The following is a 23749-nucleotide window of genomic DNA, read 5'->3' as shown; positions in this document are numbered from 1 at the left end:
GTGTCTTTTCTCGTTCGCGATCAACGACCTGGTTGGCGAAACAATGCGGATGTCGCAAGGATCCACCGACCGGACCAACAGTCTGTTTTCAGGTTCACCGTCCTGCCAGAACCGGCAAGGCTCGTCTAGCGGCTGACCTTCTGATATATCACTCGCACATCTGAAACATATAAAGGCCCAGACTTTCATGTCCGCAGATTTCAGCCGATCCACTCAGGCTTATCGCCTGCTGGAAGAAGAAATCGTGACCCTGAAACTGAAACCAGGGGCAACCGTAACGGAAGCCGCGCTTACACAGAGACTGGGTTTTGGCAGAACACCCATACGCGAAGCCATTCAGCGGCTGTCCTGGGAAGGCCTTTTGAACATCCGGCCGCGGCTTGGCATTGTCGTTGCGGAAATGAACCCGTCCGATTTTCTGAAGGTCCTTGAGGCCCGCCACGCCCTGGAACGTCTCGTTGCAGGGCTGGCAGCGCGGCTTGCCAGCAAGGACGACCGCAGAACCCTGGAAACGATTGCGCTAGACATGCGCGAGGCGGCTGCGAAGCCGGACGTGGCGGACTATCTGCGCCTGGACAAAGCCTTCGACGAAGTCGTTTCGGCCGCTGCCTGCAACCCATTTGCTGCAAAGGCTCTGGCCCCTTTGCAGACGCAGAGCCGCCGGTTCTGGTACCGCCATTTTGGTGAGGAGGATCTCACCCCGGCAGCCTGGAGCCACATGGAGGTCATGCGCGCCGTTGCTGCCGGAGACGAGGCCGCCGCGATGGATCACGCGGAAAACCTGATGCTGTACCTGCGCCGTCAGGCAACGACGCTGGTCAGCGGCTCCGGTCAGGCAGCCGCCGGAAAGTGAGACCGTGTCCGGTTTGCAAAGGCGACCAGCGACAGCATCACCGGCACTTCCACAAGAACACCGACAACCGTCGCAAGGGCAGCGCCCGAGTTCAGACCGAACAGGCTGATGGCAACGGCCACGGCAAGTTCGAAGAAGTTGGACGTCCCGATCAGCGCTGCCGGCGCAGCGGTGTTGAACGGCACCCGCCACAGGTACCCCCAGGCGTAGGCGACGAAGAAAATGCCATAGCTCTGGATAAGCAGGGGCACGGCAATCAACACGATCACCAGCGGCTTTTCCAGAATGGTCTGCGCCTGAAATCCGAACAGCAGGACAACGGTTGCCAGAAGACCCATGACGGAGAAGGGTTTGACCTTTCCCGTGAACTCGGCGATACGCTCATCGCTCCCCGATCCATCCAGCGCCTTGCGGGTAAAATAGCCGGCCACCAGCGGAATGATCACATAAAGGATCACCGACAGCAGCAAGGTCTGCCACGGTACGACAATGTCGGTCACACCAAGCAGTAGCGCTGCGATGGGCGCGAAGGCAAACACCATGATGATGTCGTTGATGGAGACCTGGACAAGCGTGTAGTTGGCATCGCCGCGCACCAGCTGGCTCCAGACGAAGACCATGGCCGTGCACGGCGCGACCCCGAGCAGGATCATGCCGGCGATGTACTCTTTCGCAGTCTGCGGATCCACCAGCCCCGCGAATACGTGTTCGAAGAACAGGATGCCGAGTGCCGCCATCGTGAAGGGTTTGACCAGCCAGTTGACGACGATCGTGATGCAGAGCCCCTTCGGCTTGCGGCCGACATCCTTCAGCGAGGCAAAATCGACGTTGACCATCATCGGGTAGATCATCACCCAGATGAGTACGGCCACAACCAGATTGACGCTGGCATATTCCAGAGAGGCGATCGCCTCGAAGACCCCGGGAAAGAGGGCGCCGAGCCCGACCCCGGCGGCTATGCACAAGGCAACCCAGAGCGACAAGAAGCGCTCGAAGAGCCCCATGGGTGACGTTTCCTGTGTCATTCCAACTCTCTCTCACATCGGCATTTCAGCAAACCAGGGAGCAGCGTGGAAAACCTGCCCGAGGTGTCTCAACATCAAATCGCTCAAAACCGGTCACGCAGCTTGTCTTGCTGCCGAAAGGAACCTTCCGGCATCCAGGCATATCTGTTTCCTGAATGTCAGCACTTCCCACCTGGTTCACAGCCGCCACCGGCCACAAGCGATGCGATCGGTGCGCAGAGTTCCGGGTTGCCGCCGCAGCAATCCTGCAACAGGTAGGTCACGAGGCCCTGCATCGCTTCCAGGCTCGCCCGATAACAAATCGAGCGCCCGTCCCGTTCGGCGTGCACAAGGCCGGATCGGGACAAGGCGCCCAGGTGGGTCGACAGGGTATTCGGACGCACATCGAGTGCATCTGAGATGGCACCGGCGGTCATGCCTTCTTTTCCGGCCTTCACCAACAGGCGAAAGACGTCGAGGCGGGTTTCCTGACCAAGAGCTGCCAATGCATTCTGGGCGTCTTCTTTTTCCATATTTCGAGAATACTCGAAATATGGAACTATGCAACCCAAAAATTGCTGCGTTGCGAGAAGTTGCAAACCGAAGCTGCGACCGGGCCGGAATCTGAGCGCAGGTCAATCCCGGTACCTCCGTGACCGAAAGCAAAAGACCCCCGCTCCGGAAAGAGCGAGGGTCTTGTTTTCAGCGTCTGACAGAACTGCCGGTTCAGGCAGCCTTTGCAGCCAGTCGTTTCCTGATGCTTTCCACATCCGCATTCGGCGTCGCGGCGAACAGTGTCTTGGTGTAATCGTGCTGCGGGTTCTCGAAAACTTCGTCCCGTGTGCCGTATTCCACCACTTCACCGAAATACATCACCATCACCTTGTCTGCGATGTAGCGCACCACCGACAGGTCGTGAGAGATGAACACATAGGTGAGGCCCATCTCTTCCTGCAGGTCTGCAAGCAGGTTCAGAATCTGCGCCTGGACCGACAGGTCAAGCGCGGAGACCGGTTCGTCGAGCACCAGCAACTTCGGCTTCATCATGATTGCCCGCGCAATCGCGATGCGCTGGCGCTGGCCACCGGAGAACATGTGCGGATAACGGCCGTAGTGCTCCGGCTGCAACCCGACCTTCTCCAGCATCTGCAGCGCCAGGTCACGGCGTTCTGCCGACGGCATGTCGGTGTTCAGGAGAAGCGGCTCTTCCAGAACATGGCCAATCTTCTGGCGCGGGTTCAGCGAGCCATAGGGGTTCTGGAAAACGATCTGCACCTTCTGGCGCATTTCGCGGGAAATACCGGTCTTGGAGATATCGATCGGCAGGCCGTCGATCTCGATAAGGCCGGAAGACTGAGCGTCGATCATGGTGAGCATGCGCGCAAGGGTCGACTTGCCACAGCCACTTTCGCCGACCACGGCAAGGGTTGTGCCGCGTTCCACATCCAGGTTCACACCCTTGACGGCGGTCAGGGTCGACGCCTTCTTGAACATGCCGCCCTTGATGTCATAGGTCCGGTACAGATCGCGGACCTTGAGGATCACATCGTCAGCCATCTCAGAAACCTCCCGCTTCGGCAAAGTCGCTCACCGTCGGCAAGCGGTCGCCCGTGGCATTTTCCGGCAGCGCTGAAAGCAATGCCTTCGTATACGGGTTCTTGGGGTTTTCGAAGAGGGACAGCACGTCGGCCTCCTCCATCTTGCGGCCCTTGTACTGCACGATGACACGATCGGCGGTTTCGGCCACCACGCCCATGTCATGGGTAATCATGATCAACCCCATGCCGCTGTCCTGCTGCAGCTTGACCAGGAGATCCAGGATCTGTTTCTGGATCGTCACGTCAAGGGCAGTCGTCGGCTCGTCGGCGATCAGCAGTTTCGGCGCACAGGCAATTGCCATGGCGATCATCACACGCTGGCACTGGCCGCCGGACATCTGATGCGGAAATGCGGACAGGCGTTCGGCTGGGTTCGGAATACCGACGGAAGTCAGGATCTCGACCACTCGGTCCCGGGCCTGACGTCCCTTCAACCCCATGTGGGTCTTCAATGTTTCACTGAGCTGGAAGCCGACCGTGAAACACGGGTTGAGGCTGGCAATCGGCTCCTGGAAGATCATCGAGATGTCTTTCCCGATCACCCGGCGCCGTTCCTTGGCCGACAGGGTGCGCAGGTCGAGACCCTCGAATTCCATCTTGTCGGCGGTGATCGTTGCCGTGTTCGGCAGCAGACCCATGGTCGCCAACATGGCGACGGATTTTCCGGACCCGGATTCGCCGACGATCGCCAGGACCTCGCCTGCATCGACCGCATAATCAACGCCGTCGAGCGCCTTGAACGGGCCCTTGGCGGTGTCGAACTCGACCTTCAGGTTTCTGATTTCAAGAAGAGACATGGCTTAGCTCCTCTTCAGTTTCGGGTCGAGCGCATCGCGCAGACCGTCACCGACCAGGTTGATGGCAAGAACGGTGATCAGGATCGCCAGACCCGGGAAGGTTACCACCCACCACGCGCGCAGGATGAATTCGCGCGCTTCGGCAAGCATGGTGCCCCATTCCGGTGTTGGCGGCTGTGCTCCCATGCCCAGGAAGCCGAGGGCAGCCGCATCCAGGATCGCGTTGGAGAACGACAGCGTCGCCTGAACGATCAGCGGCGCCAGACAGTTCGGCAGGATTGTCTTGAACATCAGCCGCATGTGCCCGGCACCTGCCACCTTCGCCGCGACGACATAGTCCCGTGTACGTTCGGACAAGACGGCCGCGCGGGTCAGACGCACGAAATGCGGCTGCAGCACGATGGCAATTGCGATCATGGCATTGATCAGCCCGGGCCCCAGGATAGCCACCAGCACGAGGGCCAGCAGAAGCGAAGGGAATGCCAGGATGATGTCCATCACACGCATGATCAGCGTGTCGGTCATGCCGCGCATGTAACCGGCGACAAGGCCGATCACGACACCGCCGACAAGGGCGATGGTGACGACGACAACACCGATGAACAGCGAGAAGCGCGCGCCGAAGATGAGGCGCGAAAGAATATCACGGCCAACGGCGTCCGTTCCGAGCAGGAACGCGGCCTTGCCGCCCTCCTCCCAGACCGGAGGCACGAGGAAACTGTCGCGATACTGAAAGTCGGGACTATGCGGTGCGACCAGCGGCGCGAAGATGGCCATAAGGACCAGCAACGCGAACACCACGAGGCCGACAACGGCACCCTTGTTCTGTGAGAAGTAGTACCAGAACTCGACAAGCTGCGCCTTGGTGGCGTTGCGGCTTTCGGCCTGGAGCTTGGTCTGATCGGCTTTCGCAGCCGGCGAGGTATTTGTCATTTTCCTTGTCCCCGGCTCAGTTGTGGCGAATTCGCGGATTGATCAGGCCGTAGAGCACGTCCACGATCAGGTTGACCATCATGATGATCCCGGCAATCAGCAGCAGACCACCCTGGACCACGAAGTAGTCGCGGCGCGAGATGCTGTCGACGAGCCATTTGCCGATGCCAGGCCAGGAGAAGATAGTCTCTGTCAGGATCGCGCCGGCAAGAAGCACGCCGACCTGCAGGCCGATGGTGGTCACCACCGGGATAAGGGCATTGCGCAGCGCATGCAGACCGATCACCGCGCGGGGCGGCAGGCCTTTCGCGCGGGCCGTGCGCACGTAGTCCTCGCCCAGAACTTCCAGCATGGCGGATCGTGTCTGGCGTGCGATCACCGCCATCGGAATGGTCGCCAGAACGATGGACGGCAGGATCAGGTGCCGGACGGCGGAGAGGAAGGCCCCCTTCTCGCCGGACAGCAGACTGTCGATCAGCATGAAGCCGGTGACCTGCGGGAAGAAGAACATCAGCGAGATGCGCCCGGAGACCGGTGTCCAGCCGAGGGTTCCCGAAAACAGGATGATCAGCAGCAGGCCCCACCAGAAGATCGGCATCGAGTAACCGACCAGCGCCGTGCCCATGATTGCCTGGTCGGCAACCGATCCGCGCTTCACGGCCGCGAAGATGCCGGCGGGAATGCCAAGGCAGACGGCAATGATGATGGCGCAGAGCGCGAGTTCGGCAGTCGCCGGAAACAGTGTCAGAAATTCATCCAGCACCGGCTTCTTCGACACGAAGGACGTGCCCAGATCTCCCTGGAAGATACCTGCGATGTAGTCGAGGTACTGTTGCCAGAGCGGTTTGTCGAAGCCAAGCTGGCCAAGGACCTGAGCCCTCCGCTCATCAGATATACCGCGCTCGCCTGCGAGCAGTTCGGCAGGATCGCCGGGCAGCATGCGGATAAACGAGAAGGCGACGAGGGTGACGCCGAAGAATGTCGGTATCAACAGGCCGAGACGACCTAGAAGAAAGCGAAGCATGTCAGGTTCCAGATACGAAGAGCCAGCGGAAACGACCTGATGTCAGGAAAGCATCCGCCGGCCAGAATGTCCGAAGGCGCCGGCATTGCTGCCAGCGCCCTCTTCGAGTTAGGCGGATTTACTCCGCAATGTCCACGCCGTCAAACCAGTGGCCGCCGAGCGGGTCCATGACGTAGCCAGAGACCTTGGAGGACATCGGCATGAAGACCACGGAGTGCGCGATGGTTGCCCACGGAGCCTGCTCCTTGAACACGACCTGTGCCTCTTCGTAGAGCTTGGTGCGCTCTTCCTTGCTGGTCACGGTCTTTGCCTTCTTGATCAGCGCGTCGAACTCTTCGTTGCACCACTGGGCGCGGTTGGAGCCGCCGACACCGTCACAGCCGAGCAGAACGGCCAGGAAGTTGTCCGGGTCGCCGTTGTCACCGGTCCAGCCGAGAAGCACGGCACCGTCGCGGTTCTCGTCCTTGGAACGGGACAGGTATTCACCCCATTCGTAGGAAACGATCTCGACGTTCACGCCGACGTTCGCGAAGTCGGCCTGCATGACTTCAGCCATACGACGAGCGTTCGGGTTGTACGGACGCTGTACCGGCATTGCCCAGATCTTCATGGAAAGATCGGATACACCAGCTGCTGCCAGCATTTCCTTGGCCAGTTCCGGATTGTAGTCGTCGTCTTCAACGGCGTCGTTGTAGGACCACATGGTCGGCGGGATCGGGTTCTTGGCAGCCTGGCCGGAGCCCTGGAAAACTGCGTCGAGGATCGCCTGCTTGTTGATCGCGTGGTTCAGCGCCTTGCGGACTTCCGGCTTGTCGAACGGTGCCTGCTTGGTGTTGTAAGCGAGGTAACCGACGTTCAGGCCCTGCTGTTCCATCAGGGTCAGGTTGCCGTCAGCCTTGATGTCGGCGATGTCGGCCGGTGCCGGGTACGGCATGACGTGACATTCACCGGCCTTCAGCTTCTGAAGACGCACGGCTGCATCCGGAGTGATCGCGAAGATCAGGTTGTCGACCGGCTGCTTGCCACCCCAGTAGTCCGGGTTTGCCGCATAACGGATCACGGCGTCCTTCTGGTAACCCACGAAGGAGAACGGACCGGTGCCGACCGGCTGCTGGTTCAGCTGTTCCTTGGAACCGGCTGCTTCAAGCTGGGCTGCGTATTCGGCGGACACGACGGAAGCGAAGTCCATCGCCAGGTTGGCGATCATCGGTGCTTCCGGACGGTTCAGGACGAACTTGACCGTGTAGTCGTCAACCCTGACGATTTCCTTGATCAGGTCCGGCATGGACATGCCGTCGAAATATTCCCACGCGGTACCGGCGGTGTATTCGTGCCACGGATGATCCTTCTTCAGCTGACGCTCGAAGGTGAAGATCACGTCGTCTGCATTGAATTCACGGGTCGGCGTGAAGAAGCTGGTGGTGTGGAACTTCACACCCTGACGCAGCTTGAAGGTGTATTCCAGACCGTCTTCGGAAACTTCCCAGCTTTCAGCCAGGCCCGGCAGCACTTCGGTCGTGCCGCGCTTGAACTCGACAAGCCGGTTGTAGATCGGCTTGGAGGAAGCGTCGAACGTCGTGCCTGCGGTGTAAAGTGCAGCATCAAAGCCTTCAGGCGAACCTTCAGAGCAATAAACCAGGTTTTTTGCAGAAGCGCCGGTCGCTGCAATCACAGCAAGGCTTACGCCAAGAAGGGATGCCTTCAAGGTTTTTTGGAAATTCATCAAACTGTTCTCCCCTTGATGAAGAGCAAGGGCCTTGCATCGTTGAATCGCGCAAAGGAGTTAAGCCCAAGCCAGCGCAAACTAAGGCGTTTTTTTGGCAGAAAATCAACTGCCAACATATTTCTAATTTGAGGATGTTTTTGAAATTTTTTTGCTAGGTAAGAGTTGCTGCCGTAAATTTTTAATGCGGCAACGTTAACTCACGAGAAACAAATACCGCAACGGCAGCGTTTTTCAAGCTTCATCTAACCGCCTGAAAACAAAAGGCTCCCGCAACAACGGGAGCCCCTGAATTTCTCAATCCTGCGTAGAACGGGTTCGTTTGACAGCGTCCTGCCATCCGGCAAGCAATCTGGCCCGCTCACTTTCCTGTAAACGCGGCTCGAAACGCTTTTCCAGCTTCCATTCTGCCGAAAATGCCTCGGCGCCAGGCCAGACACCTGCCTTCGATCCGGCGAGCCACGCTGCCCCGAGCGCCGTCGTTTCCGGGACAGTCGGCCGGTCGACCGGTGCGCCCAGAATGTCGGCCAGGAACTGCATCGTCCAGTCGGATGCCGTCATGCCGCCATCGACACGGAGCACCGGCTGTTCGGCCTCCGGCCAGTCTGCCCGCATGGCTTCAACCAGGTCGCTGGTCTGGTAACCGACGCTTTGCAGGACCGCCCGGGCAATTTCCTTCGGACCCGTGTTTCGCGTCAGACCGAACAGCGCGCCCCGGGCTTCCGCGTCCCAGTAGGGAGCGCCAAGACCAACGAAGGCAGGAACGAGGTAGACGTCCTGGTTGGGATCAGCCTGTTCGGCAAGCGACTGCGTGTCGCCGGCACTTTCGATGAGCCCCAGACCGTCGCGCAGCCACTGGACGGCAGCACCGGCAACGAAGATCGACCCTTCGAGCGCATATGTGGTTTCGCCGTTCAGCCTGTAGGCGATGGTCGTCAGCATGCGGTTGTTGGACCGGACCGGTTTGGACCCGGTGTTCATCAGTGCAAAGCAACCCGTGCCGTAGGTTGACTTGACCATTCCCGGTTTGAAGCATGCCTGCCCGACCGTCGCGGCCTGCTGGTCGCCGGCAACACCGAGGATAGGTATTGCCCGGCCGAACAATTCCGTATCCGTGACGCCGAAATCATCCGCACTGTCCTTGACCTCGGGCAGCAGGTTCTGCGGGATGTTGAGGAGCTTGCAAAGCTCTTCATCCCACTTGTTTTCGTGAATGTTGTAGATCAGCGTCCGGGAAGCGTTGGTGGCATCGGTTGCGTGCACCTTGCCGCCCGTGAGTTGCCAGATCAGCCATGTGTCGACGGTGCCGAAGGCAAGCTCACCGCGTTCCGCACGCTCGCGCACACCGTCCACATTGTCGAGGATCCAGGCGATCTTGGTTCCGGAAAAATAGGGATCCAGCAACAGGCCCGTCTTGGCGGAAAAAACGCCTTCGCGGCCTTCCGAGCGCAATTTCGCGCAGAAATCGGCCGTACGCCGGTCCTGCCAGACAATGGCGTTGTAGACCGGTTCGCCCGTCGATCGGTCCCAGACAAGGGTGGTTTCCCGCTGGTTGGTGATCCCGATCGCGGCAACATCCGCGCCACCGGAGGGTGCCTTTTCCAGCGCTTCCCGACACACGCGCAGCGTACTCGTCCAGATATCGGCCGGCGAATGCTCCACCCAACCCGACTTCGGGAAGTGTTGCGGAAACTCCTGCTGCCCCACACTGATTGGATGGAAATCGTCGCCGAAGACAATTGCCCGGCTCGACGTCGTGCCCTGGTCTATTGCCAAAACACATCCGGCCATGGCGCACCTCCCGTTTTCTTCTTGTCATGAAAACTGCCGGCAAGGCCGGCAGGTCATCTGGTTCCGTTTGATAAAACTATGCCGCAGCGCCGGCCTGCTCCGCAAGATAAGCCGACAGATAGGTATCCAGCTCGGCAGCTTCCTCCCCGCTGAGCCGCAAACCCAGTTTCGTCCGCCGCCACAGGATATCCTGCGCGCTGCGGGCCCATTCGCGGCGGACCAGCCATTTCACTTCCGCTTCATGAAGATTGTAGCCAAAGCAGCGGCCGAGATCTTCGAGCGTCTTCGCTTCCCCGAGTATGAAGCGCGCATCCGTGCCGTAAAGACGGGTCAGACGAGTGGCGAAGACCTTGTCCAGGAACGGATAATCAGCCTTGAGGCGTGACACTTCCGCGTCGAACTCGCTCACCTTGAAATCACCGCCCGGCAGCGGCGCATAGGCCGTCCATACCCCGCGCTTGAAAGGCAGATACGGCTCCAACTTTTCCAGGACATGTTCGGCAAGCTTGCGATAGGTCGTGATCTTGCCACCAAAGACGGACAGGATCGCCGGCTTTGTATCGCCCGCATCCAGCTCAAGCACATAGTCGCGCGTCGCCGCCTTGGCATCCTTTGCGCCGTCATCGTAGAGCGGGCGGACGCCGGAATAGGTATGGACCACATCTTCAGGCGTGATCGCGTTTTCCAGATACTCGCTCGCCGCCTTGCACAGATACGCGATTTCGTCCTTCGAGATCTCGACCTTGCTCAGGTCATCCTGGAAATCGACATCGGTCGTACCAATCAGCGTGAAGTCGTTTTCATAAGGAATGGCGAACACGATCCGGCCGTCACCGTTCTGGAAGATGAAGCAACGGTCGTGTTCGAACTGGCGCTTGACGATGATGTGGCTGCCCTTGACCAGCCGGACGCTGGAACTGTTGTTCGCCCCGGTGACGCCGCTCAGCATGTCCGCAACCCAGGGCCCGGCGGCATTGACCAGCACATTGGCAGTGACGGTCTTTTCCTCGCCGCTTGCAAGGTCTCTCAGAACGACCTGCCAGACGTCGCCGTCGCGCCGCGCGCTGATGCATTTGGTGCGCGTCTGGATTTCGGCACCGCGATCAGCCGCATCGCGCGCATTCAGAACCACCAGTCGGGCATCGTCCACCCAGCAGTCCGAATATTCGAACCCCTTCTTGAAGAGCTTCTTGAGCCCTTGCGAGAACGGAGCCTGATCCAGGCGCACGGTCTTGGTGGCCGGCAGCAATTCCCGCCCGCCGAGATGGTCATACATGAAGAGGCCGAGCCGCAGGAGCCATGCCGGACGCAGGTCCTTGTGATGCGGCAGAATGAACCGCAGCGGCCATGCAATATGCGGCGCTGCGCGCCACAACACTTCACGCTCTTTCAGCGCTTTGCGCACCAGACCGAACTCGTAATATTCCAGATAGCGCAGCCCGCCGTGGATGAGCTTGGTCGAGGCCGACGATGTGGCGCCGGCAAGGTCACCCATTTCGACCAGAAGTACCGAAGCCCCCCGGCCGACCGCGTCGCGCGCGATGCCCGTTCCGTTGATGCCCCCACCAATGATCAAAAGATCGTAATCCGCAGCCATAACTGTCCCCGGCCTGTGTTTTTGCGTCTCAGGATTAAAAATGAAAATAAAACGAAACTTCTCGAAATTCAATCAACAATTTCGCACACCAAGACGAAACACCCCGGCAAGAAGCTCGCGCCTCCGCCGGGGTTAAATAGACCACTCAGAAACTACAAGGCATTGATCTGCCTAGTTTTCTCCGTCCTCTGCCGGAGCATCGTCCTCCAACTGGGTCGAAGAAACGTCAACCTTCTTGCGCTGTTTCGGTTTGTTCCCGTCTTCCACGAAGGGAGGTGTAGCGGCGTGATAGGTCACTTGCGGGAACGGGATTTCGATATTCCGTTCGTCAAAGACCTGTTTGACGAATTCGTTATACGCACGCCCGACGCCCCACTGATCCCCCGGGACGGTCTTGATGCGGCCGCGGATATCAATGGAGCTGGCACCGAAATTGGTAACGCCGTGCATTTCGAAATCACCGATGATCTTGGGTCCGAAATCCGTTTCCTTCAGTCTGCGGAAGGCTTCCAGCATGGCGTCCTTGGCGTGGGTGATATTCGTGTCGTAGGCAACACCGATCAGCGCGACATGATAGGAGAAGCCGCGCATGAAGTTGGACACCATGTCGACCGACGAGAACGGAATGATGTGGGTTGTTCCGTCGATGTCGCGCATGCGCACCGACCGGACGGTGATCCCCTCGACCGTTCCCGTTATCCCGGCAACGGTGACGACGTCGCCCTCGTTGATGGCATTCTCAACCTGGATGAAGGCTCCGGTGATGATGTCCTTGACCAGGGTCTGCGCACCGAAGGAAATCGCCAGACCGACAACACCGGCACCGGCGATCAGCGGACCGATATCGACACCGACTTCCGACAGCGACAAGAGCAGTGCCATCACCACGATGACGACCGTCGATGCATTGCGGAACAACTGGAACAGCGTGCGTTCGCGCGCTGTTACGATGTATCCGGAGCGTGACTGCAGCCTGAGGTCCACCCACGACATGACGGCGAGCCAGATCATGAAAGCCACGAGCAGGACCAGGAAGGCAGAACCGTAGCTGCTCAGAAGCTGCACCCCGGCTTCGCTGACCAGCCATTCGGCAACCGTCAACAGACCCCAGATCTCCAGAAGCAGCAACACCGTCACCAGGAAGACGGCGAACCGGATGAACTTCAGAAGGCGCGGCACAAAGGCGTTCAGCCGGCTCTGAAGCGCCGGAAGGGTCCGGTTCAGGTCGTCCGGCAGGCGTATCCCGCCCTTGATGGCCTTGGTCACGACCAGAGAAATGGCCATGCCCGCCATGATGGTGAGGATCGACAGTCCCGTTGCCCGCAGAATAATGGTCGTCGCGTCAAACGGCCGGGTCACCCAGATGATGAAAACCGCCGCGATATAGCCGTAGGCAGCCAGGTGCCAGAGCTGACCGACGAGCGCGAGCGCACGCTTGGCAAGAGCGCTCTGCAGATGCTCGGCGTAATCCCGCGCACCCTCGTTTACCCGGTGCCTGTTCTGGTGCACCAGCACCAGAAGATAGATCATCCCGAGAAGCACGACGAGGAACCGCAAGGCGTTGCCGAGCACGAAGGATACCGCAACATTGGCGATCGGCACGGCCAGGAACAGGCCAAAGACCATCCAGTACATGAACAACCGCAAACGGCCGTACCAGTACAGCGAACTTTCATCGGTGAACGGCAGCAACCGCAGTTCCGGCCGCCCCGGCGCGAATATGAAGCGCAGCGAAACGTTGGCCATGCCAAGGATGAAAAACGCGTTCAGCGCGAGACTTTCCTGAAGTGTTACGCCTGCATTTATTCCACCGAAGCTTGCCAGGGCCGCCGCGTTGCCGACGGCCCAACCGACGCCTACCGTCACTGCATCGACGACCGATGTCAGAACAAGAATGAAACTGCGCGTCAGCCCACCGCCGTAACGCGCATAAAGCGACATGCGCGGATAGAGTGCCTTCGCGATCAGCTGGCTGGCAAAAAAGCCGAGATAAGCCGCAAGAAGCACGATGCCGACCTGGATCGCGATATCCTCGACCCGGTCCCATTTCACCGGAATATCGCCGCGCGCGACCAGAACCAGGCCGTTCAACGAGCGCATTGCCTGCTCCAGCAGATACCCCGCGTCATCCACCAGAACCCGTGTGTATTCACCGATCCGCAGGGCGAAGTTTTCCTGTTGCAGGGGTTGGGAGATACCCTGAACCGGAATTGCAGCTTCATTCCCGGGAACCTGCCTGTCACCTTCAGCAGGCTGGCTGTCCCCTGTGCTTTTCTGCAAGAGATCGATCAACGCCGCTCGGCTTTCAGGGTCGTTCAGAACCTTTATCAGGGCCTGGCTCGCCTGTTCGACATCGGCCGGTGGCGCTTGCTCCTGCGCCGGGGCCTGCCCCCCGCTTTCCTGAGCCAGAACCGGAGCCAACCCGGCAAGCATCATTGTCATCAGGGCAAAGAGGCAGCAGCGCAAAATCTTCATTTCAAACTCTTGTCAATTCCAGAAAGACCGGCGGGGGTCCGGCCATGGCAGGGACAATATGGAGGAACAGTCGCGGATGAAAAGGGTTCAGACTGCTGTCTTCGGACATTTTTTAGGTACTATTATAAAACGCAAGTTTCCCGTGCAGTAACGATCGCATCAAAACCAGCAGAAACAAGGATTCACTGGAAATCGCAAAAAGATTTCACCTTTACGCAAGGTAATATGCCAGCCTCCATTTATCGGGTAACGTAATAATAACAATATGGGCGCCAATCTGGCCCGACGAGGAGGAAGGATGCCCAGGTCCTTGATCAAGCTTGCACAGGAAGGCACAGACGAGGCGCGACGACGGCTGTTCGCGCAGGTGAGCGAACTTGTGATCGCGAACCTCGATGAGCGGACCGACCGGGAACTGGCAATCTTCTCCGAAGTAATCATAAAACTGTACAGTGTCGGCTCGCCCAGGGACCGCGCCAGGCTGGCGCACAAGCTCGCTTCGCAAGTCAACACGCCGCCGGAACTTGCCCGCAAGATCGCCGAAGACGACGTCAATGTGGCCATGCCGCTGCTTGCGCAAAGCCCCGCGCTGACCCAGGAAGACCTGATCGACTTCGTTGAACGGCTGAGCAACAGCCACCTGCAGGTGATTGCTCGCCGCACCGATCTCTCGCCTGAAGTCTCAGATGCCATTGCCGAAAAAGGCGACCGCCCGGTGCACCGCATTCTGGCCGGCAACCGCGAGATCAAACTGTCCCGCGAAACCATGCTGAGTTTCGTCAAATACGCCACGGAAGACGTGGTCCTGCGCGAGGACCTGTGCCTGCGCTCCGATCTTTCCCCGGCAGTGTGCCGGGCCTTGCTGCCGCTTGTGGACGATGAAACCAAGAAGCGCCTGCGCAGTATCATCGAAGGCTCCCTGTCGCAGGATCAACTGGACCAGATCGCAAGACTGAAGGTGCTGCGCCGGGAGTTCGGCGATGCCCTCAACAATCCGGACATGACCCTCCTGTGGCGGGAAGCGGAGCGTGCGGAAATCACCGTCAACGAGCTTATGATCCTGTTGCTGCAGGATGGCCGCTTCAATCACGCGATCGAACTGCTCAGCGCGCGCGGCCGAACGGCCCAGAAGGCACTCAAGGATGCGGTCTTCAACGGCAAGAAGGATCTGGTTCTCAGAACCGCGGAGAAAGCCGGCCTCGACACACCGACCTTCGCCCTTTTCGCCAAGGTTCGCTGCGACCACTTGAAGATCCCGGCAACGCAGGGCTCCGAATGGACGGCCACCTACAAGAAGTTTCTCGACAGCACGGCACAGACCAAACAATCCCGATGCGGTGATTTCCAGGCGAACCGTCGGGAAAAGAAACCAAGACCCACGGGTGATCGTCCCGGACGTGTCGCGGCAATGTAACGACAACGCGCAGCGTTGCTTCGCGCCAACCGACTTATCGAAGCGCAACCTTGTCAGCGCTTACTCTAAGCCGCGTTTTTCGAAAATTCAGCTTTTGGAACAAAGCGTCGCGGCGACTGCCGTCGACAGGGTCGCGGCCGCGTAGAACCAGAGGCCCGGCAAAATGGCGGCTGCCGCCAGTCCGCTTGTCTTGGCGGCAAAAAGCACCAGCGCCACCAGCATGACATCCAGCATCGACCACTTGCTGACCATCGACAGGAGCGCAAGCGAACGCGTCTTGGCACCACTAAGCACGGCCACATGGATCAGAAGGATCTTCAGCGCAGGAAACCCGATCGAAAACAGCGCCACGATCGCGGCAAGAACCGCATCGCCCTCGTGATAGAGGCTGGTCACCATTTCGATCAGCGTCGGTCGGTCTTCCAGAAAATAGAGGCGCTCGAACCGCATGAGCGGCTGCGTCAGTCCGAGGGCGAACGAGAAAGTGGAAACGGGAAGCAGCAAAGCCAGAAAAAATCGCATTGAAACTGCCGTACCCTGGCTATCGCGTAAACTTGTAGCGGCACCTGCGCCCGGCAACACCGAGAGGAGCACCATTTCCTATATCACCCGGATCGGAAAGCACAAAACCTGACCGCCGCGAGCAACGATCAGGAATATAAGAACGTATATCAAGCCCTGCCAGCCCCCATTCGGAGACCGGCTGTTTCTAGGGAAGTTCAGTAAGCCGTTATCGACCTCGAGCCCGCGCAGCAACTTCGTCGAGCTGATCCTGCTCCGCCAGTTCCTGGGCTGTGCGCTCGCGCTGTTGGTCGCGTTCTTCCAGCTGCTCGAACTTCTTCAGCTCCTCGATCGCCTCGCTGAGCTCGTCCTGGGCACGTTGCAGCTGGTCGTCCAGTTCATGCGCGGAATTGCGCAGGTTGTCGCGACGGTCCGCTGCGGCCTTGGCAAACGTCGGATAGGCAAAATGCGTGACATCCGTAATACCGACCCGCTCCTGCTCCGACCGGATCTGGTCATCAAGTTCATCGGCCATACGGTTGAACTCGGCGATCATGCTCTCGATCTGAGCAAGCTGTCGTCGTTTCTCGTCAACCTGAAACCGCTTCAAACGGATCAAACTGTCTCGGGTTTTCATTACTCAATACTCCCCTAACACGGGCAGTCTACCCCTGAGTCATTTCCAAAAGGTTGGCAAGTTGCTCATACCCGTCAGAAAGTGATGTCGCTTCGTCTTTTCCCTGATTCAGGAATTCGTCGATCATGTCGAACCTGTAGATGGCTTCGTCCACGGTCGGGTCGGATCCCTTCCGATATGCGCCCAGCCGGATCAATTCTTCCATGTCCGTATAGGTCGATAGAAGCTGTCGGGCCCTGCGCAGAACCGGGAGCTGCTCCGGCGGCACGCAGCGCGGCATGGTTCGTGACACGGATTTCAGCACATTGATTGCCGGATACCGGCCACGCTCGGCAATGCCGCGTTCCATCACCACGTGGCCATCGAGAATACCGCGCACCGCGTCGGCCACAGGCTCGTTGTGATTGTCACCCTCCACAAGAACGGTGAAAAGGCCGGTGATCGATCCGCTGTTCTCCTTGCCAGGACCTGCCCGCTCCAGAAGTCGCGGCAATTCGGTGAAGACCGTCGGCGTATAGCCCTTGGAGGTCGGCGGCTCGCCGATCGACAAGCCGATTTCGCGCTGTGCCATGGCGAATCGCGTTACCGAGTCCATCATGCACAGCACGTTCTTGCCTTCATCGCGGAAATGTTCGGCAACAGTCATGGTCAGATAGGCGGCCTGCCGCCGCATCAGAACGCTTTCATCTGAGGTCGCGACGACAACCACGGAGCGCTCCAGCCCCGAATCGCCCAGATCGTCCTCGATGAACTCCTGAACCTCTCGACCGCGTTCGCCGATTAGGCCGATGACCGCGACATCACATTTTGTATTGCGCGCCAGCATGGACATCAGCACGGACTTGCCGACGCCGGAGCCGGCAAAAATGCCCATTCGCTGCCCCTCGCAACAGGTTACGAATGTATTAAGTGCGCGAACGCCGAGATCCAGGGGCGGTCCAACTCGTTTACGTTCGGAGGCTGGCGGAGGCGAACTTCGCAATTTGCGAGGCACTCCGCCATGAACAAGACTTCCTTTACCATCAATCGGTTCACCAAGTGCGTTAATCACTCGGCCAAGCCAGGCATTTGCCGGATGAACCACGCTGTCACGCGACTGAATCACGGCTTTGCAACCCATTCGCACGCCTTCGAGCCCGGAAAAAGGCATGCAAAGTGCGTGTCCTTCACGAAAACCCACAACCTCTGCGGGCACTTTCGGGTTATCCTCACCGTTGTCGATCAACAATCTCGAGCCGACACTCATTTCGTGAATAGGGCCCGCAATCTCGACGAGAAGTCCCTGAACCGCAGTCACCCGGCCATAAATTTCGGTCGGCATGAGCGAATCAATCTCGGCGAAAAGCGCCTTCACGTAAGATTCCTTCCCTCGTTAACGGTTTTGGTAACCGATCGTTTACGACTCTGGTTAATCTTAACCTTTGGAAGGCTGACAAGCGAGAGCCATTTCGAAGTCAAAACGGCTTTGTTGAAAGGAATCTGAACGGAATCGGTTAGCGCCGGTTCTTAAAGTTCAACATTAAGATTTGTGAATCCGAATTTTTTCTGGGGATTCAATAAGTTGAGTGTTGTTCACAGTTTCCTCTCTCCAGAGCTTGCCGTTACGAATCATATTTTGTTAACCATTAACCGATAGCTTTGAGTCGGGGTTAACATCAGTCCTTCGTAGCAGGCACCGACAGAGCCGTTGCGACTTGCCCAGGAAAGGCAGAACAAGGGGATTGGCATGCGTGTATTGTTGATTGAGGATGACAGCGCCACGGCGCAGAGCATCGAGCTGATGCTGAAGTCCGAGAACTTCAACGTCTACACGACAGATCTTGGCGAGGAAGGCATCGACCTCGGCAAACTGTACGATTACGACATCATTATGTTGGATTTGAACCTGCCGGACATGTCCGGTTACGAGGTTCTCCGGACACTACGCGTTTCCAAGGTCAAGACACCGATCCTGATCCTTTCCGGTAACGCGGGTATCGAAGACAAGGTTCGCGGCCTCGGCTTCGGCGCCGACGATTACATGACCAAGCCGTTCCACAAGGACGAGCTGGTCGCGCGTATCCACGCAATCGTCCGCCGCTCCAAGGGGCACGCACAGTCGGTCATCGTCACTGGCGACCTGAAGGTCAACCTGGACACCAAAACCGTCGAAGTCGGCGGCCAGCGTGTCCATCTGACCGGCAAGGAATACCAGATGCTGGAGCTTCTCTCCCTGCGCAAGGGAACGACGCTCACCAAGGAGATGTTCCTGAACCATCTCTATGGCGGCATGGATGAGCCGGAACTGAAGATCATCGACGTGTTTATCTGTAAGCTTCGCAAGAAGCTGGCAGCTGCAACCTCCGGCAAGAACTACATCGAAACGGTGTGGGGCCGAGGTTACGTTCTGCGCGAGCCGGACGTCGAAGCAGCCGCCTGATCCAGCATCAGACGTTGACGTTTTAAAAGCCCCGGCACTGCCGGGGCTTTTTGTTGTTGAGGGTTGGATGTGACAAGGCTGTTCTAGCCCTGGCCACCTGCGCGCTCGGCAAAGGTCAGCACAGCCCCTTCCCCCGCCTGCCCGTAATTGACAGACGCCAGCATCTCGCCGGAACTGTCATGCAGGGTAATCAACCCCTTGCGGTTCGACATCTGCATGTGGTGGACCGTTGCCCGCGTCACCGACACCTTCAAAACGGCACCTGCAATCAGAACAACCGCCTCTACCGGCTGCGGCCGGCCCATCTTGTCCCGCAGTTCGTAGCCCGTAAGGTCGATGTCCGCTGCACCGGCATTCCAGATCTCCACCCATTCCGTGCCCTGGTCATCCCCCGGCGGGTTCGGCAGGGCCGAAAGAATGCGAAGCGGACCGTCATTCTGCATTTCAACGGTTCTTGGACGCACCACCACATTGCCAGAATCGTCCGTGCGGGTGCTGCCGTCACCAAGGAACACAGGGTAGAATGAGCGGATGTGCTGTCCCAGCGAGCCATCAGCCGTTGTCTCGTGATACATCACCAGATCGAACTTGCCCTCACCGAGCTGAACGCGCTTCTTCTGGTTGGTGAGCAAGCCGTGCAGGCCTTCGTAATAGGCAAGCGTGCCGAGCGCGAATTCGCACGCAGGACTGCTGCCGACAAAAAATCCACCCTTGCTCTTGAAGAGCTCAGCGACAAGATTGCCGGTCATGTCCTGGTGGTTCCAGACCATCTGCAGCGTCACGACATGGGGGTTCTCCGGTCCCGGACCTCCGAGATCGTATTTGTAACCAAGGTAGTCGACCCGGTTGTTGAGCTCGTCCAGCGCGAATTTCACCCAGGAGTGATAACCGGAGATTTCACCCTTCTCCGAGGCGGAATTCGCCCCTTTCTTGTATTTGCCTTCGCCGAGAAAAACATGCTCGAAGCCCGTGCAGAAGTGGGTCGACTTGCCCCGGAAGAAGTTGGTGTAGACCTCGAACCACATCCGGAACAGATCCTGCCGGAAGGTTTCAGCGGTCATGTCCCTGACGAGCTCGGCAGAAATATGCTCGAAGGCGATCTGCATCGGCCGGCTTGCAATCACCAGATCGAGAAACCCTTCGATCTCGTCTCGCTCGGCAGGCGAAATGGTTTCCGGGTCGCGAAAGTGGACCGCATAGTTGTCCAGAAGCCGGATGAAGGTCTGGTACAGATCGCTCGCCGCCATCTTGTCGAAATCGACCCGGGCAAAGAGCGGGTTCGCTGCCAGGTCGATCTGGCGGGACCCTTTGGCCTTCACCTGCTCGTCCAGCAGAATGTCGGCTGTCATGTCCGTCCAGTCGCCATCCACGTTGCGCGTGCTGACGCTGAACCGGTCGGCATCTTCGTTCCAAATGGCCTGATAGATATGGTCTGACATGCGCGCCTCAACCTGAAGTAACGAGAAGAAGGCTTTCACACGTTTATGACATTTTCACTACCAGACGGAAACTCGTAACTGTCCGGCGAAAACAAAAAAGCCGGCGTTCCCGCCGGCCTTTCCGCACTTGCGACGGCAGGATCAGAGCTGCAGCTGGTATGACGCAGGGACATAGCGGAAACCGCTGTCGTTGGTCTCCACGTAGCCGACCGCCGGGAACGGCATGTGATAGCCCACGAACGGGATCTTGTCGGCGGCCAGCATGCCGAACACCGTCTTGCGGGTGGCCGCGGCGCCTTCCTTGTCCATGTCGAAGCGCACTTCCCATTCGGGATGCGCCAGCGACCAGACGTAGTGATTGGCGGTATCCGCTGTTATGGCAAGCTGCTTGCCGTCGCTTTCGAGCATGTAGATCATGTGACCGGGGGTATGACCTGCAGCAGCCATCGCGGTGACACCCGTCGTCACGCTGCCGCCGTCATCGAGGAAAGTCATTTTCTCCGCCAACGGTTTGACGTGGCTCGCCATAAGCTTGGTCACCCCATTGGCTTCCGCATCCATTGCCGCCCAGAAGTCATATTCCTTCTGCCCGGTCACATAGCGGGCATTGGCAAAGGTCGGCGAGCCGCCTTCCATCAGACCGCTGACGTGGTCGGGATGCATGTGCGTCAGCACCACCACGTCAACCTGCTCCGGCGTGTATCCCGCATTTTCCAGCGCAGCACGCATCTTGCCACGGCCTGGCCGGGCACCTTCGCCATTGCCTGTGTCGAACAGGATCAGTTCGCTGCCCGTGTTCACCAGCGTTGGCGTGAAACTGATCTGGAAACTGTCGTTGGGCAGGAAGTTATCGGCATTTGTCGCAGAAAATGTATCCGCGTCCACATTCATGGCGAAGGTCTTCTGCGGTTCGGTCAGGGAGACCGCACCGTCGTGCAGGGTGGTCACCTCGAACCCGCCTACGGAATAGCGGGCAACGGGTGCCGGCACAGCGACCTGCTTTTCTGCAGCCGCATGGACAACGGTGGTTCCGGCAAGACTTGCACCGGCAAGTGCACCACCTGCTCCCAGAAGCGCCGCGCGACGTGTGAGTTCAACTTTTATCTCGGTCATATTCCCACTCCCTGCAATTCCGATCCATAAAAACAGTCCCGCAGCCGAACACCCCGAGTGCCCGGCAGGACGCAAAGCTTACGTTCGTGAAAATGGAATGGATGCAGATGCAGACAAGTGCTGTTCGCCGCCAGCCGGATAAACTTCACGAGAGCGAACGAACAAAATGAATTTCAAAAACTTGCTCACTCGCAACAGACCGCTTTTTTGACGGGATTCCTTCACGCAACAGCGAATGAAAAAGGCGGCCAGAGGCCGCCTTTGAACTTGATCCGAAATGTCCAAACCGTGCTGAAGGAGGGACGCAGGTTTAACGCTGCAGACCCAGGCCCGCTCCAGCTCCCACGGCCAGGCGCGGCGTTGCTGCCGTGCCGGTCGCGGCCTGTGCAGCCTGTTTCTTCTGGAACAGGCCTCTCTTACCGGGCACCGGCTTGAAGGCATCCGTCAGACCGACCACGGTTTCTGCGGCACCGAGAACGAGATAACCGTCATCCGGCAGGGATTTCGCCAACCGGCCGAGGATTTCCGTCTTGGTTGCCTGATCGAAGTAGATCAGCACGTTGCGGCAGAAAATGATGTCGAACTCGCCCAGATGGGTGAAGCTTTCCAGCAGGTTCAGCTTCTTCCATTCGATCATGGCGCGCATGCCGGCATTGATCTGCCACATGTCACCCTTCTGCTCGAAGTATTTCAGCAGCATCTGGATCGGCAGACCACGCTGAACCTCGAACTGGCTGTAGAGGCCGGTCTTGGCCTTTTCCAGCACTTCGTTGGAGAGGTCCGTACCCAGGATCCGGGTTCGCCAGCCAGCCATCTTGGCCGCATCTTCCTTCAGGCAGATGCCCAGGGAATAAGGCTCCTGCCCGGTCGAGGCAGCCGCACACCAGATCTTGATCTGCTTGCGTGTCGCGCGGCTTTCCAGCAGCGCCGGCAGCATCGTGTCCTTGAAGTGCTCGAACGGTGTCTTGTCGCGGAAGAAGAACGACTCGTTGGTCGTCATCGCCTCGACGACGTCCGTTTCCAGCGCTCTGTTGGTGCCGCGCTGAAGCTGCTGGATCACCGCACTGAGCGTTTCCAGCTTGGAGCTGCGTGCGATCGGCAGAAGACGGCTTTCGACCAGGTATTGCTTGTCGTTGGACAGAACCAGGCCGGAGCGGGTCTTCAGGAAGTTTTTCAGAAACTCGAACTCGCTCGGGGTCATCTCGTGTTCCCCTTCAGAACGCGCGAGATCTTCGGGCCGATCTCCTTCAAGGGTAGAATTTCGCTGCAGACGCCCGTTTGTGCAGCTGCGCCCGGCATGCCCCAGACCACGCTTGTGGCTTCGTCCTGCGTGATCACGCTGCCGCCGCCTGCTGCAATGGTCTTGACGCCTTCAGCGCCGTCATGACCCATACCGGTCAGGATGACACCCAGGCTTGCCGAACCGAATACCTTCGCAACGCTGTCGAACAGGGGATCGACGGCAGGCTTGCAGAAATTCACGGGAGGACCGTCGGTCAGCCGGATCTTGGCGACACCGCCGTCCTTTTCCACGATCATGTGCTTGCCGCCAGGCGCGACATAGATATTGCCGGGCTTCAGCACTTCGCCATCTTCACCTTCCTTGGACGGACGCAGGGCAGCCTTGCCCATATGCTCGGCCAGAATGGCAGTGAAGGTTGGCGGCATATGCTGGGTGATGACCACCGGCACATCATTCATGGCCGTACCGACTTCGCGCATGACTTCCTGCAGTGCTTGCGGACCGCCCGTCGAGGAACCGATCGCAAGGATGCGCGGACGCGCAGAAGAGTACGGGCGTGTCTGGTACTTCACTGCACCGGCAGCAGCTCCCGCCGGTTGAGCAGCTCCGCGAAAGGTCGCCCGTGTATCCGTTGCCGGACGCGCAGAAATCGGTCTGACCGGCTGCGCGGTGCGGCCTGCGCTGGTTTCTGCACGCATGGTGCGCGCAGGACCGCGCATGCGCAATGCACGTGCCCCAAGAGCCTTGACCTTCTCGATCAGCTCACGGCGAAAATCGATGGACGTCGTGACCTCGGAAGTCGATTCCGGCTTCGGCACATAGTCGGCCGCGCCCAGAGACAGGGCCTTCAGGCTGATTTCCGCGTTGCGGCGGGTCAGTGTCGAAGCCATGATCACGACGAGATCGCGCTTCTTCGCCAGCATGAGCGGCAAGGCCGTCATGCCGTCCATTTCCGGCATCTCGATGTCGAGAACGACGACGTCGGGATTGCTTTTTTCGATATCTTCTACAGCAAGCTTGCCGTTGCGATGCGAGCTGACGACTTTCAGACTTTTGTCTTCACCGAGCCAGCGTGTCAGGAGTCCGCGGATGACGACAGCGTCATCTACGACCATGACTTTGATGGGGTCGCTGCCCGGACTCGTGCCCGCAGTTATGCTTCTTTGCGCAAACGCCATTTAGACTGCC

20 protein-coding genes are annotated in these 23749 nt (G+C 58.8%); 3 read left to right on the top strand and 17 right to left on the bottom strand.

What is annotated here, in order from left to right; all coding sequences use genetic code 11:
* The first annotated feature begins 187 nt into the window (after positions 1 to 187).
* Positions 188 to 853 (top strand): GntR family transcriptional regulator, encoded by a 666-nt coding sequence (locus Q666_RS47065; protein ID WP_023003390.1) that lies wholly within the window; start codon positions 188 to 190, stop codon positions 851 to 853.
* Here Q666_RS47065 and arsB read toward each other — a convergent pair.
* The 10 genes from arsB to Q666_RS47015 form a co-directional block, all read right to left on the bottom strand.
* Complete coding sequence (gene arsB / locus Q666_RS47060; RefSeq protein WP_023003391.1) at positions 832 to 1878, bottom strand: ACR3 family arsenite efflux transporter; 1047 nt, start codon at positions 1876 to 1878, stop codon at positions 832 to 834. The two genes, Q666_RS47065 and arsB, sit on opposite strands and share 22 nt — an antisense overlap.
* 158 nt (positions 1879 to 2036) lie before the next feature.
* Entirely contained in the window at positions 2037 to 2390 is a 354-nt protein-coding gene (locus Q666_RS47055) for a helix-turn-helix domain-containing protein (RefSeq protein WP_023003392.1), read from the bottom strand.
* Positions 2391 to 2583: 193 nt separating this feature from the next.
* Entirely contained in the window at positions 2584 to 3414 is an 831-nt protein-coding gene (locus Q666_RS47050; RefSeq protein ID WP_023003393.1) for a dipeptide ABC transporter ATP-binding protein, read from the bottom strand.
* Between the two features lies 1 nt (position 3415).
* Entirely contained in the window at positions 3416 to 4252 is an 837-nt protein-coding gene (locus tag Q666_RS47045; RefSeq protein ID WP_023003394.1) for an ABC transporter ATP-binding protein, read from the bottom strand.
* Between the two features lie 3 nt (positions 4253 to 4255).
* Positions 4256 to 5185 (bottom strand): ABC transporter permease subunit, encoded by a 930-nt coding sequence (locus Q666_RS47040; protein ID WP_023003395.1) that lies wholly within the window; start codon positions 5183 to 5185, stop codon positions 4256 to 4258.
* 16 nt (positions 5186 to 5201) lie between these two features.
* A complete protein-coding gene (locus Q666_RS47035) occupies positions 5202 to 6209 on the bottom strand; it encodes an ABC transporter permease subunit (RefSeq protein ID WP_023003396.1) in 1008 nt (335 codons plus the stop codon).
* A gap of 118 nt (positions 6210 to 6327) precedes the next feature.
* Entirely contained in the window at positions 6328 to 7932 is a 1605-nt protein-coding gene (locus Q666_RS47030; protein WP_023003397.1) for an ABC transporter substrate-binding protein, read from the bottom strand.
* A gap of 297 nt (positions 7933 to 8229) precedes the next feature.
* On the bottom strand, positions 8230 to 9723 hold the full coding sequence (gene glpK / locus Q666_RS47025; RefSeq protein WP_023003398.1) for a glycerol kinase GlpK: 1494 nt from the start codon (positions 9721 to 9723) through the stop codon (positions 8230 to 8232).
* A 76-nt stretch (positions 9724 to 9799) separates the two neighbouring features.
* Positions 9800 to 11320 carry a glycerol-3-phosphate dehydrogenase gene (gene glpD, locus Q666_RS47020; protein ID WP_023003399.1) on the bottom strand — a complete coding sequence of 507 codons (1521 nt, stop codon included), beginning with the start codon at positions 11318 to 11320 and terminating at the stop codon, positions 9800 to 9802.
* 171 nt (positions 11321 to 11491) lie between these two features.
* A complete protein-coding gene (locus Q666_RS47015; RefSeq protein ID WP_023003400.1) occupies positions 11492 to 13795 on the bottom strand; it encodes a mechanosensitive ion channel domain-containing protein in 2304 nt (767 codons plus the stop codon).
* Between the two features lie 298 nt (positions 13796 to 14093).
* Here Q666_RS47015 and Q666_RS47010 point away from each other — a divergent pair, with 298 nt between their 5' ends.
* A complete protein-coding gene (locus tag Q666_RS47010) occupies positions 14094 to 15209 on the top strand; it encodes a DUF2336 domain-containing protein (protein WP_023003401.1) in 1116 nt (371 codons plus the stop codon).
* Positions 15210 to 15296: 87 nt separating this feature from the next.
* On the opposite strand, the gene Q666_RS47005 is transcribed toward Q666_RS47010, so the two are convergent.
* From Q666_RS47005 to fliI, 3 genes are all read right to left on the bottom strand, one after another.
* Positions 15297 to 15731 (bottom strand): paraquat-inducible protein A, encoded by a 435-nt coding sequence (locus Q666_RS47005; protein WP_023003402.1) that lies wholly within the window; start codon positions 15729 to 15731, stop codon positions 15297 to 15299.
* Between the two features lie 208 nt (positions 15732 to 15939).
* Positions 15940 to 16347: a flagellar export protein FliJ gene (fliJ, locus tag Q666_RS47000; RefSeq protein WP_023003403.1), complete on the bottom strand. Its 408-nt coding sequence runs from the start codon at positions 16345 to 16347 to the stop codon at positions 15940 to 15942.
* Positions 16348 to 16375: 28 nt separating this feature from the next.
* Positions 16376 to 17701, bottom strand: coding sequence for a flagellar protein export ATPase FliI (gene fliI, locus Q666_RS0133200; protein WP_031270495.1), 1326 nt, complete (start codon positions 17699 to 17701; stop codon positions 16376 to 16378).
* A 372-nt stretch (positions 17702 to 18073) separates the two neighbouring features.
* On the opposite strand from fliI, the gene ctrA reads away from it, so the two are divergent.
* The gene (gene ctrA / locus Q666_RS46995) at positions 18074 to 18766 is read left to right on the top strand and encodes a response regulator transcription factor CtrA (protein WP_031270498.1); all 693 of its coding nucleotides are present in this window, start codon (positions 18074 to 18076) and stop codon (positions 18764 to 18766) included.
* A gap of 83 nt (positions 18767 to 18849) precedes the next feature.
* Here ctrA and Q666_RS46990 read toward each other — a convergent pair whose 3' ends face one another.
* The 4 genes from Q666_RS46990 to Q666_RS46975 all read right to left on the bottom strand — a co-directional run bounded on the left by Q666_RS46990 (position 18850) and on the right by Q666_RS46975 (position 23739).
* Positions 18850 to 20205 carry a lamin tail domain-containing protein gene (locus tag Q666_RS46990; RefSeq protein ID WP_035908112.1) on the bottom strand — a complete coding sequence of 452 codons (1356 nt, stop codon included), beginning with the start codon at positions 20203 to 20205 and terminating at the stop codon, positions 18850 to 18852.
* 141 nt (positions 20206 to 20346) lie between these two features.
* Entirely contained in the window at positions 20347 to 21318 is a 972-nt protein-coding gene (locus Q666_RS46985; protein WP_023003407.1) for an MBL fold metallo-hydrolase, read from the bottom strand.
* 310 nt (positions 21319 to 21628) lie between these two features.
* The gene (locus Q666_RS46980; RefSeq protein WP_023003408.1) at positions 21629 to 22519 is read right to left on the bottom strand and encodes a protein-glutamate O-methyltransferase CheR; all 891 of its coding nucleotides are present in this window, start codon (positions 22517 to 22519) and stop codon (positions 21629 to 21631) included.
* Positions 22516 to 23739, bottom strand: a complete 1224-nt coding sequence (locus Q666_RS46975) for a chemotaxis response regulator protein-glutamate methylesterase (protein WP_023003409.1) — start codon at positions 23737 to 23739, stop codon at positions 22516 to 22518. The genes Q666_RS46980 and Q666_RS46975 overlap by 4 nt, the downstream gene beginning before the upstream one ends.
* Between the last annotated feature and the right edge of the window lie 10 nt (positions 23740 to 23749).

Origin of the sequence: Labrenzia sp. C1B70 (assembly GCF_000475395.1) — a bacterium.
Taxonomy (GTDB): domain Bacteria; phylum Pseudomonadota; class Alphaproteobacteria; order Rhizobiales; family Stappiaceae; genus Roseibium; species Roseibium algicola.
Note: the sequence above shows the minus strand (reverse complement) of the source record. Positions and strands in the feature narration are given on the sequence as shown.

Excerpts from the sequence above, each read along its gene's own strand:
- Q666_RS47065 (WP_023003390.1), top strand. The coding sequence starts at position 188 with ATGTCCGCAGATTTCAGCCGATCCACTCAGGCTTATCGCCTGCTGGAA.
- arsB (WP_023003391.1), bottom strand. The coding sequence starts at position 1,878 with ATGACACAGGAAACGTCACCCATGGGGCTCTTCGAGCGCTTCTTGTCG.
- Q666_RS47055 (WP_023003392.1), bottom strand. The coding sequence starts at position 2,390 with ATGGAAAAAGAAGACGCCCAGAATGCATTGGCAGCTCTTGGTCAGGAA.
- Q666_RS47050 (WP_023003393.1), bottom strand. The coding sequence starts at position 3,414 with ATGGCTGACGATGTGATCCTCAAGGTCCGCGATCTGTACCGGACCTAT.
- Q666_RS47045 (WP_023003394.1), bottom strand. The coding sequence starts at position 4,252 with ATGTCTCTTCTTGAAATCAGAAACCTGAAGGTCGAGTTCGACACCGCC.
- Q666_RS47040 (WP_023003395.1), bottom strand. The coding sequence starts at position 5,185 with ATGACAAATACCTCGCCGGCTGCGAAAGCCGATCAGACCAAGCTCCAG.
- Q666_RS47035 (WP_023003396.1), bottom strand. The coding sequence starts at position 6,209 with ATGCTTCGCTTTCTTCTAGGTCGTCTCGGCCTGTTGATACCGACATTC.
- Q666_RS47030 (WP_023003397.1), bottom strand. The coding sequence starts at position 7,932 with ATGAATTTCCAAAAAACCTTGAAGGCATCCCTTCTTGGCGTAAGCCTT.
- glpK (WP_023003398.1), bottom strand. The coding sequence starts at position 9,723 with ATGGCCGGATGTGTTTTGGCAATAGACCAGGGCACGACGTCGAGCCGG.
- glpD (WP_023003399.1), bottom strand. The coding sequence starts at position 11,320 with ATGGCTGCGGATTACGATCTTTTGATCATTGGTGGGGGCATCAACGGA.
- Q666_RS47015 (WP_023003400.1), bottom strand. The coding sequence starts at position 13,795 with ATGAAGATTTTGCGCTGCTGCCTCTTTGCCCTGATGACAATGATGCTT.
- Q666_RS47010 (WP_023003401.1), top strand. The coding sequence starts at position 14,094 with ATGCCCAGGTCCTTGATCAAGCTTGCACAGGAAGGCACAGACGAGGCG.
- Q666_RS47005 (WP_023003402.1), bottom strand. The coding sequence starts at position 15,731 with ATGCGATTTTTTCTGGCTTTGCTGCTTCCCGTTTCCACTTTCTCGTTC.
- fliJ (WP_023003403.1), bottom strand. The coding sequence starts at position 16,347 with ATGAAAACCCGAGACAGTTTGATCCGTTTGAAGCGGTTTCAGGTTGAC.
- ctrA (WP_031270498.1), top strand. The coding sequence starts at position 18,074 with ATGCGTGTATTGTTGATTGAGGATGACAGCGCCACGGCGCAGAGCATC.
- Q666_RS46990 (WP_035908112.1), bottom strand. The coding sequence starts at position 20,205 with ATGTCAGACCATATCTATCAGGCCATTTGGAACGAAGATGCCGACCGG.
- Q666_RS46985 (WP_023003407.1), bottom strand. The coding sequence starts at position 21,318 with ATGACCGAGATAAAAGTTGAACTCACACGTCGCGCGGCGCTTCTGGGA.
- Q666_RS46980 (WP_023003408.1), bottom strand. The coding sequence starts at position 22,519 with ATGACCCCGAGCGAGTTCGAGTTTCTGAAAAACTTCCTGAAGACCCGC.
- Q666_RS46975 (WP_023003409.1), bottom strand. The coding sequence starts at position 23,739 with ATGGCGTTTGCGCAAAGAAGCATAACTGCGGGCACGAGTCCGGGCAGC.